The sequence below is a fragment of the Melghirimyces thermohalophilus genome (assembly GCF_900102685.1).
GTDB lineage: Bacteria > Bacillota > Bacilli > Thermoactinomycetales > DSM-45169 > Melghirimyces > Melghirimyces thermohalophilus.
Genome location: NZ_FMZA01000013.1, coordinates 21709 through 38991 on the forward strand (window position 1 = coordinate 21709; position 17283 = coordinate 38991).

The window sequence follows — 17283 nt, forward strand, 5'->3', positions numbered from 1 at the left end:
CGCGACGACAGGAGAAATTAGACCCGCCTGTCTCACAACTGGAGAGGCGAATGAGAGAGGGGGAAGCGGGATTGACGAGACCTAGAGTAGGATTGGCTCTCGGCTCCGGCGGAGCGAGGGGGTTGGCCCACATCGGGGTGCTCAAGGTGCTCAAGCAGGAAGGTATCCCGGTCGATTGCATCGCCGGCAGCAGCATCGGCAGCCTTGTGGGAGCGGTTTATGCTGCTGGGGCCGACTTGGAACAGATCGAGAATTTGGCGATCCATTTGAAACGGAATGTTTGGTTGGATCTGACGGTACCCCGAAGGGGGTTTGTCACGGGAGAAAAAGTAAGAGAATTGGTATGGTTGTTGACAAAGGGGAAACGGCTGGAAGAGTTGAATATTCCCACAGCAGTGGTGGCGACCGACCTGATCAGAGGAGAGCGGGTCGTTTTTCAGTCGGGGCCGGCTGATCTCGCCATACGGGCCAGCATTTCCATCCCGGGTATATTTGAACCGGTACAGTGGGAGGGGCTGACACTGGTGGATGGTGGAGTGATTGACCGGATTCCGATCACGGTGGTAGAAGAGATGGGTGCGGATATCGTGATCGCTGTCGATGTGGTGCCCCGAACCACGTCCGTCCGGATTCAAAATATATTTGACGTGATTACCCAGACTCTTGGGGTGATGGAAAGGGAAATACTAAACCAAAGACTGTTGGCAGCAGATATTTTGATACACCCCGATCTGACGGAGATCAGCCCCACCGCGTTCACCCGTGTGGCGGAATCGATCCGGCGAGGGGAGGAAGCGGCACGGACACAAGTGGAACGCATCAAGCGTCTGATCGATAAACGAGGAGGGATGGGATGAAATACGCAAGAGCCCGGCAGGCCCGGTTTTGGATCGTACTGGCACTGATTCTGGGACTGCTGCTTTACATCTTGTTTATCGTTCCTGTTCCTTATTATATCGTAAAACCCGGTTCAGCGATGAAAGTGGCCTCCATGATTCGTGTGGATGGTCCCGAACCGAAGGAGAAGGGAACGTTTTTAATGACCACTGTCTCGATGGGCAAGGGAAATCTGTTCGGGATGATGGCGTCCAAAGTGAATCCTCGCTATGAACTGCTTCCGAAAGAGAAGGTGTTGCCGGATAAGGAAGATCCAGAGATTTATCAACGGAGGCAGGAAAAGGTGATGCAACTCTCCCAGGACGATGCGGTGATCGCGGCATTTCGCGAGCTTGGCCGTCCGGTCCAAGTGAATTATGCTGGGGTGCGGGTATTTCGGGTGCTCAAAGGGTTTCCGGCAGCTGATGTATTGCAGCAGGGGGACCTGATCAAAAAAGTGGATGGCAAAACCGTCACCCGGTCCGAGGACTTGATCGCTTATCTGAATGGAAAAGACGTAGGGGAAGGCGTCCGGTTGCAGATTCAACGGAAGGGAAAGCTTCAACAAAAAACCTTGAAATTGGGGAACCTCGCAACAGCGAAAGGGAAAAAACAGCCAGGGGTCGGGATCGAACCGATCACGGAACGAACGGTTAAAACCGACCCTCACGTTCGCATCGAAGCAGACGATATCGGCGGCCCCTCTGCTGGCCTGATGTTTGCTCTGGAGATTATCAAGCAGTTGAAAAAGACGGATCTGGCCCACGGCTACCGAATCGCCGGGACCGGTACGATCACACCGACGGGAAAAGTGGGGCAGATCGGCGGTGTGGAACATAAGGTGATGGCGGCGGATCGAGAAGATGCGGACTTTTTCTTTGTTCCCGCCGACACCCGCCCGGGGGACTCTAACGAACAAAAAGCGAAACAGAGAGCGAAGGAGATCGGTACCGATATGAAGGTGGTTCCCGTAAAAACATTGACCGATGCATTAACGTTCCTCGAGAAACTTCCATTGAAAAAGAACGCCGATCACCGGGGTTCGGCATTGACAGTGTCCCATCCTTTGGCATACAATTAACCTGTTTTGAAAAAGGAGTAGTGATCGATGCTGCTCAGGTTTCGAGAAGTAAAAGCACAGTCAGAACCAGTGGAACAGAAAGGGCAAGTCAAACTGGATAATGTGGTACAGGAGCATCCCGATCTGGTTCGTCTGGACTCTGTGGAAGTGAAGATCACGGCGTGGAAGGATGCCGAATTGTACCATCTTCACGGTCGGCAGTCTGCGAACGCAGTCCTTCGTTGTTCCCGCTGTCTGACCGATGTGGAAGAGACCCTTTCCAGTGATTGGCATGAGGTGTTCACCGACGATGCAAGCCGCCTGGAGCAGGACTCCGATGAGGAGATTCATCTGATCGATGTAAACCAGCCGACGGATTTGACTCCTTATATCCGAGAAGCTCTGGTGTTAAGCATCCCCTTCGCCCCTCTTTGCCGGGAGGATTGCAAAGGGTTATGTCCCACTTGCGGTACGAACTGGAACGAAGCGACGTGCCATTGTGACAACCGCAAGGTAGATCCCCGGCTGGCTAAGCTGGGGGAACTCTTGAAGCGGGATGATTAATCTCATATGATGGTAAATGCCGATAAGGGGGGTGAAAGCAATGGCAGTACCGAAGCGCAGAACATCCAAAACCCGCAAACTGAAGCGTCGTACCCACTACAAGCTGGCGGTTCCGGGGATGGTTCAATGTCCGCAGTGCGGGGAATTAAAACTGTCCCACCGCGTGTGCCCGGAATGCGGCTATTACAAAGGAAAAGAAGTGGTAAACGACTGATTCGCCGCAGCAGAAAGGACCCAGCCGGGGTCCTTTTTTTGATATTGGACGCTTGTCAACGGGAGGGGTTTCGGATATACTGAATTAGTACTTGGTACTAACACGTGGTGTTAAGAAGGTGGTGACCCCTCCACAGTGCGTCTGTCAAAGCGCGAACGGCAAAAAAAACTGCAGCTGGCCCTGGAACACGAGCCTTTTCTCACTGATGAGGAGATGGCCCGTCGGTATGGGGTCAGTATTCAAACGATTCGGCTGGACCGAATGGAGCTGGGGATTCCCGAGCTGCGGGGACGGATCAAACATATGGCGGAGAAAAACTTTGACCATGTCCGCTCTCTGTATCCGGAAGAGGTGATCGGTCAGGTGACCGAGCTGAAACTGGATCACAGCGCGGTGTCGGAGTTGGAAATCCGCGAGGAGCATGTCTTTGCCCGACACCAAATCGCCAGGGGTCATCACTTGTTCGCCCAGGCAAACTCACTGGCTGTGGCCGTGGTCGATGCCGAGCTGGTCCTAACCGCTACTGCCAGTATCCGGTTTGTGCGGCCGGTTAAGCTGGGAGAAAAATGCGTGGCGAAGGCGAAGGTGACCCAGGTGTCTCCCAGCCGGACCCAAGTCGATGTGCAAACATACGTAATGGACGAAACCGTTTTTCAAGGAATATTTGATGTGTACCGCTCAAAGGAGGACCAGTAAATGCGCATCGCGTTAGACGCCATGGGTGGAGATCACGCGCCGGGAGCTGTTGTGGAAGGGAGCCTAAAGGCGGCGGAAGAATGGCCGGATGCAGAGCTCTACCTGCTGGGGCACGAGCCGCTAGTCCGTCCTCTGATCGGCTCTCAACCTCCTACCAATCTGCACCTTCAGGTTGTGGAGGAATGGATCGAGGCGGATGAGGAGCCGGTGCGGGCGATTCGCCGCAAAAAAGGTTCATCGATCGTGGTCGGGTGCCGGATGGTGAAAGAAGGGGAGATGGATGCTTTTATCAGTGCCGGGAATACTGGGGCACTGATGGCTGCTGGCACCATGGTGACCGGTCGCCTGTCGGCGATTGACCGTCCTGCCCTTTCTCCGGTATTTCCCACACTGGACGGGAAAGGCATGCTCGTCTTGGATGTCGGAGCTAACCCCGATGCCCGTCCAGAGCACCTGAAGCAATATGCTCTCATGGGAAGTCTCTACGCTGAAAAAGTGATGGGCCAGGAAAAGCCGCGGGTCGGCTTGTTGAACATCGGCACCGAAGAGGGGAAAGGAAATGCCCTGACCAAGGAAGCCTATGAAGAGATCCGGCGGTTACCGGTTCATTTTGTGGGCAATGTGGAAGCCCGGGATATCCTCCATGGGGTTTGCGACGTTTTGGTCAGCGATGGTTTTACCGGAAATGTTTTGCTGAAAAATACCGAGGGTATCGCCAAAGGAGTTTTTGGCCGCTTGAAAGAGGAGCTGACGCGAAACCCATTAACTAAGCTGGCGGCAGCGATCCTGAAGCCAGGCTTGAAAAGGTTTGCCCAGGATCTGGATTATAAAGAGCATGGCGGTGCACCGCTGTTGGGATTAAAAGGACCGGTGGTCAAAGCCCACGGTTCCTCTGATGGCCGCGCCGTGTTTAATGCGATTGGCCAGGCCCGTCGGTTTGTAGAACGGGGGGTTATCCCGGGGATTTCCGAGGAATTACAACGTTTGGAGAGGGGTTGAGGGCCATGGGAGCAGTGGGTATCATCGGTACCGGAGCGTATCTCCCTGAAAAGGTCTTAACCAATGCGGATCTGGAAAAAATGGTCGATACCAACGACAAATGGATTGTCAGTCGGACCGGAATTCGGGAGCGGCGAATCGCTTCGGAAAAGCAAGCCTCCTCGGATCTGGCGGTGGAGGCAGGGAAACAAGCCTTGGAATCGGCTGGGATCACGGCTGAGGAACTGGATCTGATTATCGTGTCCACGGTGACGCCTGATATGCCATTTCCTGCGACGGCTTGCTTGGTTCAGGATCGGCTCGGCGCTAGCAAGGCAGCCACCTTTGATCTGTCAGCAGCGTGTACAGGCTTTTTGTACGGACTAGCTACTGGATCCCAATTCATCCAAACCGGGCTGTATCGACATGTTCTCGTGATCGGGGTGGACTGTCTGTCCCGGATCACCGATTACACCGACCGAAACACCTGTGTCCTGTTCGGAGATGGAGCGGGGGCTGCTGTATTGGGTCCTGTTGCCGAAGGAGAAGGTTTTCTCTCCTTCGAACTAGGCGGTGACGGTTCCGGCGGGGATCTGTTAAAACAATCCGGTGGAGGATCTCGCCATCCGGCATCGAAAGAGTCTGTGGAACAGCGTCTCCACTTTATCTCCATGAACGGACGGGAAGTCTTTAAGTTTGCGGTGCGGGTATTAGGCTCTTCCGCGGAGGAAGCGTTGCGGAAAGCTGGAATGACCAAAGAAGATGTCGACTTCCTGATTCCCCACCAGGCCAACGATCGGATCATCGAAACCGCCATTCACCGGCTGGGCTTGTCACGTGACAAGGTGGTCGTCAATCTGGACCGCTACGGAAACATGTCTTCCGCATCGATTCCTGTCGCCTTAAATGAAGCCTACCGTTCCGGCCGGATCAAAAAGGGGGAGACCCTGGTATTGGTTGGATTCGGCGGCGGGATGACCTGGGGCGCGTCCGTACTGAAATGGACGATGGATCCGGTATCTTGATTAGTCGAAGGAGGAACGGTTTTGGGTAAAACAGCCTTTCTGTTTCCTGGCCAGGGATCCCAGGCCGTCGGCATGGGACGGACGGCCTTCGACGAACATCCCTGGGCGCGGGAATGTTTTGAAGAGGCGGATGAGCGACTCGGTTTTTCCCTGTCCCGCCTCTGTTTTGAGGGACCGGAGGATCAACTGCGCCTGACAGCCAATGCGCAGCCAGCGATTCTGACCACTAGCTTTGCCCTCTTTCGCCTGGTGGAAAAAAACGGATTGAAGCCGGATTTTGTCGCCGGCCACAGCCTTGGTGAATATACAGCCCTGGCCGCCTCTGGTGTGATCTCCTTTGCTGATGCGGTACAGACTGTGCGGCAGCGGGGACTGTTTATGGAAGAGGCAGTCCCCGCCGGACAAGGAACGATGGCAGCGGTGATCGGGGCCGACCGGGAAACGGTGGATCGTGTCTGTCGGGAAGTGAGTGAGGAGCTTGGTGTTGTGGAGCCGGCCAATTATAACTGTCCGGGGCAGTTGGTCATTTCCGGTGAAGCGGATGCGGTAAAAGCCGCTGGAGAGAAAATGATGACTGCGGGAGCCCGTCGGGTGATTTCCCTCTCAGTGAGCGGCCCCTTCCACTCCAGCCTGATGAAGCCGGCTGCTGATCGGATGGAGGATGTGTTGGGACAACTGGATATGCGGGATGCCGCAGTTCCCATCGTGACCAACGTATTTGCCCGTCCGGAGTGGGTGGCGGACAAACTGCGTCACGCTTTAGTGGAGCAAATCTCTTCTCCGGTACTTTGGGAGGACAGTGTGCGCCGGATGGTGGATGAAGGGGTAGATACCTTTGTGGAAATCGGTCCGGGCAATGTTCTGACCGGTCTGATACGTAAAATCCAGCGAGGTGTCACTGCTGTCTCCGTACGGGATGAGGAATCGCTGAGGAATCTATTGGAAAAGATGGGGTGAGGAGGGTGAGTATGTTATCCGGTAAAATCGCGATGGTGACCGGAGGTTCTCGCGGCATCGGTCGTGCGATCTGCGTTTCCCTCGCCGAAGCGGGGGCGGATGTGGCGATCGTCTATGCCGGGAACCGGGATGCCGCCGAACAGACGGCTGACCGAGTGCGGGAAGCCGGTGGCCAGCCGCTGGTCATTCAGGCTGATGTATCCGACGCTGGCCAGGTAGATGCCGCGGTGAAACAGGTGCAGGAAACATTCGGCCGGATCGACATTTTGGTCAATAACGCCGGAGTCAACCGGGACAACCTGATGCTCCGCATGAAAGAGGCAGACTGGGACCAGGTGGTAGATACCAATCTGAAGGGCGTCTTTCTCTGTACCAAAGCGGTGACCCGCTCCATGATGAAACAGCGTTTCGGTCGGATCATCAATATCAGCTCGGTGGTCGGCATCTCCGGCAACCCCGGGCAGGCCAACTATGTGGCGGCTAAGGCGGGGGTGATCGGTCTGACCAAGACCACAGCGAAGGAACTGGCTAGCCGCAATATCACTGTAAACGCTATCGCTCCCGGTTTTATCGAAACGGATATGACCTCCCAATTGGGAGAAGAGGTGCAGGGGGAAATGAAAAAACAGATTCCCCTTGCCCGCTTGGGTAAACCGGAAGATGTGGCGGGGGCCGTGCGCTTTTTCGCTTCGGATCATGCCGGCTACATCACCGGGCAAACCCTGAACGTGGACGGTGGAATGGTGACTTCCTGACCCCGTCCTTCCACTACAGTCTTTGCTAGTTTTTTGAGAGACCATTTCGTATAATACAAAAGGGAGGTGAAGGACATGGCAGATACGCTGGATCGCGTGCAACGGATTATCGTGGATCGTCTGGGAGTGGATGCTTCGGAAGTAACCAAGGAAGCTTCCATTAAAGATGATCTGGGAGCTGACTCCCTGGACGTGATGGACATGATTCTCGAGCTGGAAGATGAGTTTTCCATGGAAATTTCCGATGAGGAAGCGGAAAAGATCAACACAGTCGGGGATATCGTCGCTTATATCGATTCCCGTTCCTAAAGAGCTGAAAGTCCCGTTCACAACGGGACTTTCCACACTTTTGCTGTGGGACGACAGGATTGCTCTTACTCTCCCATTTTTGTAATAATTAAAGGCGGTGACGAGATTGTCGAAACGGGTAGTGATCACCGGTCTGGGGGTCCTCTCGCCGATCGGCAACGATATACCGACGTTTTGGAACAACTTGATCAATGGAAGATCGGGGGTTGCCCCTGTCACTCAATTTGACGCAAGCGAGTTTCCAACCCGCATGGCGGGGGAGGTCAAAGACTTTGATCCTCAGGATTACATGGAGCGCAAGGAAGCCCGGCGCATGGACCGCTTTGTCCAGTTTGCGGTAGCGGCATCTAAAGACGCCCTGAGCCATGCGGGGATCGACATCACCCAGGAAGATGCGGACCGGATCGGAGTTTATATCGGATCTGGTATCGGCGGGCTCAAAACCTGGGAGACCGAGCATAAGAAATTGCTTGAAAAGGGTCCCCGCCGGGTCAGTCCCTTCTTTATCCCGATGATGATCGCCAATATGGCCGCCGGACAAGTCTCCATCTCTACCGGGGCCAAAGGGCCCAACAGTGCGGCGATTTCCGCCTGCGCTACGGGAACCCACTCTATCGGAGATGCGGCGAAAATTATCGAGCGGGGAGACGCCGATGTGATGATTGCCGGGGGGAGCGAAGCGACGATCACCCCGATCGCATTCGCCGGTTTTAGTGCCAACCAGGCGATGTCTCGCCGCAATGACGAACCGGAAAAAGCGAGCCGTCCCTTTGATCGGGAGCGGGACGGATTTGTCATGGGTGAAGGGGCCGGTATCCTCGTCCTGGAAAGTCTTGACCACGCCCTGGCCCGGGATGCAGAGATCATCGCGGAAGTGGCCGGCTACGGGATGAGCGGCGACGCCCACCACCTGACTGCTCCTGCTCCAGAAGGGGAAGGCGCCGCCCGTTCCATGAAGCGGGCCCTAAAGGATGCCGGGCTGGAGCTGGAGGAAGTGGGGTATATTAATGCCCACGGTACCTCCACTGATTTTAATGATAAGTTTGAGACGATGGCCATCAAATCGGTTTTTGGAGAACACGCCTATCAATTGGCGGTCAGCTCCACCAAATCGATGACGGGGCATCTCTTGGGGGCAGGCGGGGGTGTGGAAGCCATCGCCACCGCCCTGGCGCTGAAGGAAGGTATCATACCGCCAACGATCAACTACGAACACCCGGATCCCGACTGCGACTTGGACTATGTTCCCAATGAAGCACGCCGGGTTCAAGTGTCGGCTGCCTTGTCTAACTCTTTGGGTTTCGGCGGCCACAATGCGACCATTGCGTTCAAGGCATTTGGCGGAGAGGAATAAGCAGGTGGTGATCGGAGTTGAACCTGGCCGAATTAGGACAGACCATCGGCCTGTCTCTCCAAAATGAGAAGCTGTTTTTACAGGCATTTACCCATACATCTTTCGCCCATGAGCGAAAAGAGGGGCGTGACCAGCCGGATAACGAACGGCTGGAGTTCCTCGGGGACGCTGTGCTGGAACTAATCGTTTCCGAATATCTCTTTCATCGGTTTCCCGATTTAAAAGAAGGGGATCTGACTCGTATGCGGGCGCGGATTGTGTGCGAGCCCTCCCTCGCTTCCTTTGCGAGAGAGTTGAACTTCGGCAAACATGTCCGCCTAGGCAAGGGGGAAGAGATTACAGGGGGGCGAAATCGCCCCGCTCTATTGGCTGATGTATTTGAAGCTTTTGTGGGGGCCCTCTACCTGGAAAAAGGGTTGGAGGGAATCCACCAATTTATGGACTCGATCATTTTTCCGCGGATTGACGATCAGTGGCTCGCTCAGGCTACAGACGCTAAAAGCCGGTTGCAAGAAGCTGTACAGCAGGAACATCTGGGCACTCTAGAGTATCAGATTGTGGATGTCAAAGGACCGGCTCACGATCGTCAGTTTATGGCAGAGGTGTGGCTCTCAGGTGAAAAACTGGGTGTCGGAACCGGCCGATCGAAAAAAGAAGCGGAACAGCGGGCTGCCGCCGAGGGACTTGGGCGGTTCCAGCAACGGAAATGACAAACCGACCACCGGTTTCCCGCGGAAAGCCGGTGGTTTTCTTATCGTTGCCACGGGTTGAACTAGTGTCTCTTGTTCTGCTTATCTGCGGTGCGAGAGGTCCTATATTGCACCCTTATAGGGCACAAGTCTCACTAGGTCTTTTCGTTCCCGGTCTCGCTTTGCACTTGACAGCACAAGTCTCGCCAGGTCCCTCCGTTCCCGGTCTCGCTTTGCACTTGACAGTACAAGTCTCGCCAGGTCTCTTTGTTCCCGGTCTCGCTTTGAAGGTACACGACGGGTTCCTTTCAAGATAAGATGAACTTTTCTGGTCATCCATTTTGCATGAGTAACTCTGAAAGGAGTGCGATTTGAATGCAGGTGTTGGCACAGCTGTTGCCCCTGGCCCTGATGGTCACCTTGTATGTTGGTGTTGTGATTTTTATTCTGGTCATGATCTGGCGCGGGGTGCGGGCGCACGAAAGAATCGCTTCCGCCTTGGAGCGGTTGGTGGCGGAAAAAGAGTCGGCGAGGGGGAATACCGTCGGCGAGGAGACGAAGGAGGACACGGGGGATCATGCCGAAGAGAAGGAGGGTGACCGGTGACGCCCTTTATTCTCTTTGGTTTGATCCGGATGACGGTGGTCCTGGTCTCCCTCGTCCTGCTGATCTTTCTGGCGGTCGTCGGCTGGCGGTGGATGAAAGCCCATGAGTCGATCGCCCATTCCCTGTCCGTCTGGACGGGAAAGAAGGGGAATGAGCAGCATCGATGGGATCATGGATGATCCTCATTCTTTCTTGTGGAGGTGTCTGCCATGTCTGAGATTACATACGATGATTTTTGGAAAGTGGAAGTCCGAACTGGAAAGGTGATTCGGGCGGAGCCGTTTCCTGAGGCTCATAAACCCGCCTACAAGCTTTGGATTGATCTGGGGGAGATTGGGGTCAAACAGAGCAGCGCCCAGATCACCCGATTGTATACACCAGAAGAGCTTATAGGCATGCGGGTACTGGCGGTGACCAACCTTTCTCCGATCCGGGTGGCGGGTTTCAAATCAGAGGTGCTTGTCCTGGGTGTGGAAATGGACGACGGCGAAGTGGCTTTGGTCCAGGCCGACCGGGAGGTTCCTCTCGGCAGCCGGATTACCTGATCAATAGGCGAAACACGGCACCGGAGTGCTCGAAGCCCGGTGCCGTCTGTAGTAAAATGAACTTTCGGAAAGGAGGGGGAGTTGCGTGCACCTGAAACGACTGGATATGGTCGGGTTTAAATCGTTTGCCGATCGGACTGAATTGGAGTTTACCACCGGTGTTACCGCAGTGGTGGGACCAAACGGAAGCGGTAAAAGCAATGTGACAGACGGCATCCGGTGGGTGTTGGGGGAACAGAGCGCCAAATCGCTCCGGGGAGCATCGATGCAAGATGTGATCTTTTCCGGAAGCGATGACCGCAAGCCTGTCGGTTATTGTGAAGTGGCGATCACCTTTGACAACACGGATCATCAGCTTCCCTTGGATTATGCGGAAGTGACCGTCACTCGTCGTGTCTACCGGTCCGGCGACAGCGAGTTTTATATTAATAAGCAGCCCTGTCGTCTAAAAGATATCAATGAGTTGTTTATGGACACCGGGATCGGGAAGGATGCCTATTCGATGATTGGCCAGGGGCGAATCGACGAGATCCTGTCCACTAAATCGGAAGACCGGCGGGCTATCTTCGAAGAGGCGGCGGGAATCGTCAAATACAAATCCCGCAAGCGGGATGCGGAGCGGAAGCTGGAATCCACCGAGCAAAACCTGGCCCGGATCCAGGATCTGGTGGAAGAGCTGGAGAATCAGGTGACGCCCCTTGCTGAACAGGCGGAGACAGCCAAACGATATAAAGCGTGGAAAGAGGAGCTGGCCCGCAAAGAGATCGGACTGTATGTCCATCGTATTGAAGCGCTCCACCATAACTGGCAGGAAGCGAATCGCTCCCTCCAGCAGCAAAGCGAGGAACGGGCAGAGTTGGCCGCAAAGGTTTCCAGGCAGGAGGCTGCTTTGGCTGAGCTGCGGTGGAAGATCGATCAACAGGAGCAACAGGTGGAAACCCTGCAAGGCGAACTCCTTCGTGTCAGTGAGGAACTGGAAAAGGCCGAAGGACAGCGGGAGGTGCTCCAAGAGCGCGCCAGAAACCGCGTCCAAAACATGGAGCAGACCCGACGGCGGATCGACGAACTTGTTGATCAGATCAAAGAGCTGGAGGCGGAACGGGAGCAAAAACAACAGCAGCTTGCGGAGAAGGAGCATCTCTTAGCGGAAGCGGAATCCGAGCTTCAAGAGGCGGAGAGCCGTATTTCCAGCGACGGGGATGAGGCCGTGGATGACTTGGACCGCCTCAGAGCCGATTTGCAAACTCTCTCCAACCAGCGGTCCCGCCTGCAGAGCGATCGGAGCTATCAAAAAGAGAAAGCGGAACGTCTGCGGGAACAGAAGGCGGATCTAGATGCCCGTATAGAACGGGACCAGTTGGCTGCGGAGGAGCTAGCGCAACGGAGGCAAGCGTTGGAACGGGAGCTCGGGGAAGTGAAAGCCGATCTGGACCGTCTTGCGGAGCAGTACCGGGAAGCGGCCGCTGATCGGGAGCGGTTGGCAAAGGAAGAAGAACAGGCGGCTCAGGCGCTGCGCCATGCGGAGCAAAAGCGGGATGGGCTCCGTTCTCGGCAGGAGATCGTAAAAGAGATGGAGGCGGAACACGCCGGTTTTTTCCAAGGGGTAAAAGAAGTCCTAAAGGCCCGGGACCGGGGCGTCAGTGAACTGGCTGGGGTTCACGGGGCAGTTGCCCAATTGATTCATGTGCCCCAACAGTACGAAGGCGCACTGGAAACCGCCTTAGGAGGAGCGATGCAACACCTGGTCGTGGACAAAGAGGCCACTGGGCGACAGGGAATCCGTTACCTGAAACAGCGGAAAGCGGGACGAGCCACCTTCCTTCCCCTGGACGTGATTCGCCCCCGATCTCTTCCTCATCGCGACCGGGATCGGTTAAAAAACCTTTCCGGCGTGGTTGGAGTGGCCGCCGAGCTGGTGAAGAGCGACCCTGCTTATCAAACCCTGGTCGGCAATCTGTTGGGACAAGTGATTGTAGCTCGCACCCTGGAAGATGCCAACACCGTCGCTAGGGAGCTGGGGTATCGTTTCCGTGTGGTCACTCTTGACGGGGATGTGGTGAATCCCGGCGGTTCCATGTCCGGGGGGAGTCGGAAGCAGTCCCGAACCAACCTGTTAGGGCGTTCCCGGCAGGTGGAAGAGTTGGAGCGGGAAATCGAAGCGGCGAATAAGGAGCGGGATCGGGAAGAAGCGGCTCACCAACAAGCTGTGGCCCGTTTGCAAGCTCTGGATGAACGGCTGGAGGCGATCCGGCAAGAAGGGGAAACTCGTCGCCTGCGGGAACAAGAGTTAAAAGGGTCGCAACGGGAGCTAGATGTGGAGCAGCGCAACCTGGAAGCTCGTCAGCAGGAAACCTCCCGGCAGCGGGTCAGTATTGAGCAACAGCAGACCCGGGTGCAAGAGGAACTGGCCCGGATCGACGAGAAGGAAACGGCCATGGAACAGGAGGAGGAAAAGCTGCGACGAAATATCCACCGATCCCAACAACGGGTGGAACAGGAAGCCTCCGAAAAGGATGAAGCCAATCGTGAGGTGACCGAGTGGAAGATCAAAGTGGCCCGTCTCAACCAGGAGCGAGAATACCTGGAGGCCGACGGCCGTCGACTGGATACGGAAAAAGAGCGGCTCACGAGGCAACTGGCCGACGCCCGGGATCAACTTTCCCACCTTCAGACGGGGCATACGGATCAGGAGGAAGAGGACCGGGCCCTGAAGGAGCGGGGAGAAGAGTGGAGGCGACAGAAAGCTTCCATTCAGGAGCAGCTGGGTGCCGCCAAGACGGAACGGGACCGGCTCCACAGCGACCGAGGAGAGCAGGAAGAAGCACTGCGTCATCATCAGCAGAAACTGAAGCAGGCGGAAGCGGAGCTCCATCAGCAGGAAGTGAAGGTGAACCGTATGGATGTGGAGCTAAACCACCTGCTGGAAAAGCTGGCGGAGGAGTACGAAATCAGTTATGAGCTGGCCAAGGAACGGTACGGACCACCGGAAGATCCGGAGGAAGCGGAGCGGGAAGTGCGTTCCCTCCGAGGAAAGATCAGTTCCCTCGGGGAGGTGAATCTGGGGGCGATCGATGAATACAATCGCGTCAGCGAGCGACAGCAGTTCCTAACCTCCCAACGGGACGATCTTTTGGAGGCAAAAGCATCTCTGGAGGAAGTGATCCGCAATATCGAAGCAGAGATGTCCAATCGATTCCAGGAGAGCTTTCAGGCGATCCGCGAGGAATTTCATGATGTTTTTGCTAAAATGTTCGGTGGAGGCCGGGCGGATCTGGAACTGACGGACCCGGACAATCTGTTGGAGACAGGGATCGAGATCACGGCCCAACCCCCCGGGAAAAAGCCCCAAAGTCTCGGTTTGCTTTCTGGCGGGGAACGTGCTTTGGCAGCGATCGCTCTGTTGTTTGCCGTATTAAGGTACAAACCGGTCCCCTTTTGCGTGTTGGATGAAGTGGACGCTGCTTTGGATGAAGCCAACCTGAGCCGTTTCACCCGTTATCTCCGGGAATTTTCTCAGAAGACACAGTTCATCATCATCACCCACCGGAAACGGACGATGGAGGGGGCCGATGTGATGTATGGGGTTACCATGGAGGAAGCGGGAGTCTCCCGGATCGTTTCCGTCCGCTTGGAGGAGTTTGACGGACAGGAAGAAGTGGCGGCCGCCAGGGATAAGGAGGTTGACAGATGAGTTTTTTCAAACGGCTGAAGGAAAGCGTCTCCCGGACAACCAGTTCGGTGACGGAGAAGTTTAAAAACGGGTTGAGCAAGACCAGCGCTTCTCTGGCGGGAGCGATGAGCTCCGTTTTCAGCCGCAATAAAATCGATGAAGAGCTATATGAAGAGCTGGAAGATATCCTGATCAGCGCCGATGTCGGCGTGGACACCACCATGGAGATCGTCGATCGGTTGCGGGTGGAAGTGAAGGAGCGCAAACTGAAGGATCCAGAGGAGCTGAAACCCCTTCTGTCGGAAATATTGGTGGATATGCTGAAGGGAGAAGGCGACGAAGCCGGGATGAATCAAAATCCCGACGGCTTGACGGTGATCCTGTTTGTTGGGGTGAACGGGGTCGGCAAAACCACCACCATCGGAAAATTGGCCCATCACTACAAAGAGGAAGGAAAAAAGGTGATGTTGGCGGCGGGAGATACCTTTCGCGCCGGGGCCATCGAACAGTTGGAGATTTGGGGGGATCGGGTTGGTGTTGACGTGATCCGCCACCAAGAGGGCTCTGATCCGGCCGCTGTTATCTATGATGGGATCCAAGCCGCCCGGTCCCGGGGAGCCGACATTCTGCTCTGTGATACCGCAGGCCGCCTGCAAAACAAGGTTAACCTGATGGAAGAGCTGAAGAAAGTGCACCGGGTGATCGGTCGGGAGGTGGCCGACGCTCCCCATGAGAGCCTGTTGGTGTTGGATGCTACCACCGGTCAAAACGCTTTGCAGCAAGCCAAGATTTTTAAGGAGGCCACCAATATTACGGGGATCGTGTTGACCAAGATGGATGGGACCGCCAAAGGGGGTATCGCCCTGGCCATCCGTCGCGAACTGAATGTTCCCGTCAAATGGATCGGTCTCGGTGAGAAAATGGATGATCTGCAGCCTTTTAATGCCGAACAGTTTGTCCATGCCCTGTTTGCGAAAGAGGTGGAAAAAGAGACGGGAGGGGCCTGATTCGTTTCCAAAGGGAACTCAGGCGGAACACAAAGCTCACACAAAAGAGTGTGAGCTTTTGTCGCATCATGAATCGCTTTTTGTGGATGAGGTATCCGGGGTTTGCTGTTGGTCATCCCTTTACCATTCCTCCCTGTGACTTAAGATGCTTCGTTTGGCAGTGTAAATAGAAAAAACTTGACACACCCCTAGAGCCATTGTTACGATAGCTATCGTGTAAAGGTAATGGCCTTGACGCGGATGAGAGGTGCTCCGATTGTTGGATGAGACAACCCGGGTCAACTTGCTGTATGACTTTTACGGCCCGCTGTTGACGAAAAGGCAGCGGAATGTGATGGAGTTGTATTTTCACGAGGATTGGTCCTTTGGCGAGATCGCTGAGCATCTCGGTGTTTCCCGCCAAGGCGTGTTTGAAACCGTCAAACGGTCCCGGGAGGTGCTGGAGGAGCTGGAGGAAGCGTTACAGCTCTTGTCCAAACACATCCAGCGCTCAGAGATCGCCGAGGCGATCCTGGAACAAGTGAACGGCCGAGAGGAGCAGGAAACCGTCCGCCGTTTGCTGGACCAACTTCTCAAATTGGATTAGGTGATCACGATACGGGGGAGGCGGCAACATGGCATTTGAAGGGTTGTCCGAACGGTTGCAATCAGCCCTCGCCAAACTAAAAGGCAAAGGGAAGGTGAGCGAGGCGGACGTCAAAGCGGCCATGCGTGAGGTCCGGCTGGCCCTTCTCGAAGCCGACGTCAACTACAAAGTGGTTAAAGACTTTGTGTCCAAAGTGCGGGAACGCGCCGTTGGACAGGAAGTGCTGAAAAGCCTGACACCCGGACAGCAAGTGATCAAGGTTGTCAATGAAGAGCTGACCCAGCTCATGGGCGGAGCTCAGAGCAAGCTGGAACTTACCTCCAAACCGTCAGTCATCATGATGGTGGGGCTCCAGGGTGCCGGTAAAACCACCACCACCGGCAAGCTGGGTCGATACCTGAAGAAACAAAACCGTCGACCGCTCTTGGTGGCTGGCGACGTGTACCGGCCGGCAGCCATCCGGCAGCTGGAAGTGCTTGGAGAACAGGTGGAGCTACCCGTCTTCTCCATGGGAGATCAGGAAAGTCCGGTCACAATCGCCGAAAAAGGGGTGGCTGAAGCGAAGGATCAAGACTATGATACGGTGTTGATCGACACCGCCGGCCGCCTCCATATCGACGAGACGATGATGGAGGAACTAAAGGCGATCAAGGAAAAGGTGGAGCCGGATGAAACCCTGCTGGTGGTGGATGCCATGACCGGTCAAGATGCGGTCAATGTGGCGGAAAGCTTCAACCGTGAACTGGGTTTGACCGGTGTGATTCTGACCAAACTGGATGGTGACACACGGGGTGGGGCCGCTCTCTCTGTCCGGTCGGTCACCGACTGTCCGGTCAAGTTTTCGGGGATGGGCGAGAAGGTGGACGCGCTGGAACCTTTCCATCCTGAACGAATGGCTTCCCGGATTTTAGGGATGGGGGACGTTCTCACTCTGATCGAGAAGGCCCAAGCCTCCGTTGACCAGGAAAAGGCGAAGGATTTGGAACGGAGGATGCGTAAGCAGCAGTTCACCTTTGACGATTTCCTGGAACAGATGGACCAGGTGCGCAATATGGGTCCCCTGGATGAGGTGCTCGGCATGATGCCGGGCATGGGCCAGATGAAGGGCATGAAAAACCTTCAGGTAGATGAGAAACAACTGACCCGGGTGGAGGCGATCATCCGGTCGATGACCCGTGAGGAAAAACAGCAGCCGGACATCATCAACGCTAGCCGCCGCAAACGGATTGCGGCGGGCAGCGGAACGACGGTCCAGGATGTGAACCGGTTGATCAAGCAGTTCATGGACATGAAAAAGATGATGAAACAATTTACTTCCATGTCCAAAGGAAAGAAGAAAAAGGGATTTGGCAAATTTAAGTTTCCCTTTATGCCTTGATTCGCTTGATCCTG

General features: G+C 55.3%; 19 protein-coding genes. All 19 read left to right on the forward strand.

The annotated features are described in order from the left end of the window. Window positions 1-50 precede the first annotated feature (50 nt). The 19 genes from BLP91_RS10600 to ffh all read left to right on the forward strand — a co-directional run bounded on the left by BLP91_RS10600 (window position 51) and on the right by ffh (window position 17269). A complete protein-coding gene (locus tag BLP91_RS10600) occupies window positions 51-857 on the forward strand; it encodes a patatin-like phospholipase family protein (RefSeq protein WP_091570648.1) in 807 nt (268 codons plus the stop codon). After that, window positions 854-1957, forward strand: coding sequence for a SepM family pheromone-processing serine protease (locus BLP91_RS10605; RefSeq protein WP_091570651.1), 1104 nt, complete (start codon window positions 854-856; stop codon window positions 1955-1957). Before BLP91_RS10600 ends, BLP91_RS10605 begins: the two co-directional genes overlap by 4 nt. A gap of 27 nt (window positions 1958-1984) precedes the next feature. Further along, window positions 1985-2500, forward strand: a complete 516-nt coding sequence (locus tag BLP91_RS10610; RefSeq protein WP_091570653.1) for a YceD family protein — start codon at window positions 1985-1987, stop codon at window positions 2498-2500. A gap of 40 nt (window positions 2501-2540) precedes the next feature. Further along, entirely contained in the window at window positions 2541-2714 is a 174-nt protein-coding gene (gene rpmF / locus BLP91_RS10615; RefSeq protein ID WP_091570656.1) for a 50S ribosomal protein L32, read from the forward strand. Window positions 2715-2849: 135 nt separating this feature from the next. After that, window positions 2850-3410 carry a transcription factor FapR gene (fapR, locus tag BLP91_RS10620; protein ID WP_091570658.1) on the forward strand — a complete coding sequence of 187 codons (561 nt, stop codon included), beginning with the start codon at window positions 2850-2852 and terminating at the stop codon, window positions 3408-3410. Continuing rightward, entirely contained in the window at window positions 3411-4409 is a 999-nt protein-coding gene (plsX, locus tag BLP91_RS10625) for a phosphate acyltransferase PlsX (RefSeq protein ID WP_091570661.1), read from the forward strand. 5 nt (window positions 4410-4414) lie between these two features. Next, window positions 4415-5413 carry a beta-ketoacyl-ACP synthase III gene (locus BLP91_RS10630; RefSeq protein ID WP_091570664.1) on the forward strand — a complete coding sequence of 333 codons (999 nt, stop codon included), beginning with the start codon at window positions 4415-4417 and terminating at the stop codon, window positions 5411-5413. 21 nt (window positions 5414-5434) lie between these two features. Then, window positions 5435-6370 carry an ACP S-malonyltransferase gene (gene fabD, locus BLP91_RS10635; RefSeq protein WP_091570666.1) on the forward strand — a complete coding sequence of 312 codons (936 nt, stop codon included), beginning with the start codon at window positions 5435-5437 and terminating at the stop codon, window positions 6368-6370. Window positions 6371-6381: 11 nt separating this feature from the next. Next, window positions 6382-7125, forward strand: coding sequence for a 3-oxoacyl-[acyl-carrier-protein] reductase (fabG, locus tag BLP91_RS10640; protein ID WP_091570669.1), 744 nt, complete (start codon window positions 6382-6384; stop codon window positions 7123-7125). Window positions 7126-7200: 75 nt separating this feature from the next. Continuing rightward, on the forward strand, window positions 7201-7434 hold the full coding sequence (locus BLP91_RS10645; protein ID WP_091570672.1) for an acyl carrier protein: 234 nt from the start codon (window positions 7201-7203) through the stop codon (window positions 7432-7434). Window positions 7435-7540: 106 nt separating this feature from the next. Next, complete coding sequence (gene fabF / locus BLP91_RS10650; protein WP_091570674.1) at window positions 7541-8788, forward strand: beta-ketoacyl-ACP synthase II; 1248 nt, start codon at window positions 7541-7543, stop codon at window positions 8786-8788. A gap of 17 nt (window positions 8789-8805) precedes the next feature. Next, the gene (gene rnc, locus BLP91_RS10655; protein WP_091570677.1) at window positions 8806-9498 is read left to right on the forward strand and encodes a ribonuclease III; all 693 of its coding nucleotides are present in this window, start codon (window positions 8806-8808) and stop codon (window positions 9496-9498) included. Between the two features lie 354 nt (window positions 9499-9852). After that, window positions 9853-10083 (forward strand): DUF8066 domain-containing protein, encoded by a 231-nt coding sequence (locus tag BLP91_RS10660; RefSeq protein ID WP_091570681.1) that lies wholly within the window; start codon window positions 9853-9855, stop codon window positions 10081-10083. Continuing rightward, window positions 10080-10262 carry a DUF8066 domain-containing protein gene (locus BLP91_RS10665; RefSeq protein ID WP_091570683.1) on the forward strand — a complete coding sequence of 61 codons (183 nt, stop codon included), beginning with the start codon at window positions 10080-10082 and terminating at the stop codon, window positions 10260-10262. The genes BLP91_RS10660 and BLP91_RS10665 overlap by 4 nt, the downstream gene beginning before the upstream one ends. A gap of 30 nt (window positions 10263-10292) precedes the next feature. Further along, a complete protein-coding gene (locus BLP91_RS10670; RefSeq protein WP_091570685.1) occupies window positions 10293-10628 on the forward strand; it encodes a tRNA-binding protein in 336 nt (111 codons plus the stop codon). An 85-nt stretch (window positions 10629-10713) separates the two neighbouring features. After that, entirely contained in the window at window positions 10714-14319 is a 3606-nt protein-coding gene (smc, locus tag BLP91_RS10675; RefSeq protein ID WP_091570688.1) for a chromosome segregation protein SMC, read from the forward strand. Beyond that, the gene (gene ftsY / locus BLP91_RS10680) at window positions 14316-15305 is read left to right on the forward strand and encodes a signal recognition particle-docking protein FtsY (protein WP_091570691.1); all 990 of its coding nucleotides are present in this window, start codon (window positions 14316-14318) and stop codon (window positions 15303-15305) included. Before smc ends, ftsY begins: the two co-directional genes overlap by 4 nt. A 247-nt stretch (window positions 15306-15552) precedes the next feature. Continuing rightward, window positions 15553-15891, forward strand: a complete 339-nt coding sequence (gene ylxM, locus BLP91_RS10685) for a YlxM family DNA-binding protein (protein ID WP_245662234.1) — start codon at window positions 15553-15555, stop codon at window positions 15889-15891. Window positions 15892-15919: 28 nt separating this feature from the next. Next, window positions 15920-17269 (forward strand): signal recognition particle protein, encoded by a 1350-nt coding sequence (gene ffh / locus BLP91_RS10690; protein WP_091570696.1) that lies wholly within the window; start codon window positions 15920-15922, stop codon window positions 17267-17269. Window positions 17270-17283 lie beyond the last annotated feature (14 nt).

Excerpts from the sequence above, each read along its gene's own strand:
- BLP91_RS10610 (WP_091570653.1), top strand. The coding sequence starts at position 1,985 with ATGCTGCTCAGGTTTCGAGAAGTAAAAGCACAGTCAGAACCAGTGGAA.
- ffh (WP_091570696.1), top strand. The coding sequence starts at position 15,920 with ATGGCATTTGAAGGGTTGTCCGAACGGTTGCAATCAGCCCTCGCCAAA.
- BLP91_RS10660 (WP_091570681.1), top strand. The coding sequence starts at position 9,853 with ATGCAGGTGTTGGCACAGCTGTTGCCCCTGGCCCTGATGGTCACCTTG.
- BLP91_RS10645 (WP_091570672.1), top strand. The coding sequence starts at position 7,201 with ATGGCAGATACGCTGGATCGCGTGCAACGGATTATCGTGGATCGTCTG.
- rpmF (WP_091570656.1), top strand. The coding sequence starts at position 2,541 with ATGGCAGTACCGAAGCGCAGAACATCCAAAACCCGCAAACTGAAGCGT.
- fabG (WP_091570669.1), top strand. The coding sequence starts at position 6,382 with ATGTTATCCGGTAAAATCGCGATGGTGACCGGAGGTTCTCGCGGCATC.
- BLP91_RS10630 (WP_091570664.1), top strand. The coding sequence starts at position 4,415 with ATGGGAGCAGTGGGTATCATCGGTACCGGAGCGTATCTCCCTGAAAAG.
- BLP91_RS10605 (WP_091570651.1), top strand. The coding sequence starts at position 854 with ATGAAATACGCAAGAGCCCGGCAGGCCCGGTTTTGGATCGTACTGGCA.
- plsX (WP_091570661.1), top strand. The coding sequence starts at position 3,411 with ATGCGCATCGCGTTAGACGCCATGGGTGGAGATCACGCGCCGGGAGCT.
- BLP91_RS10670 (WP_091570685.1), top strand. The coding sequence starts at position 10,293 with ATGTCTGAGATTACATACGATGATTTTTGGAAAGTGGAAGTCCGAACT.
- BLP91_RS10600 (WP_091570648.1), top strand. The coding sequence starts at position 51 with ATGAGAGAGGGGGAAGCGGGATTGACGAGACCTAGAGTAGGATTGGCT.
- ftsY (WP_091570691.1), top strand. The coding sequence starts at position 14,316 with ATGAGTTTTTTCAAACGGCTGAAGGAAAGCGTCTCCCGGACAACCAGT.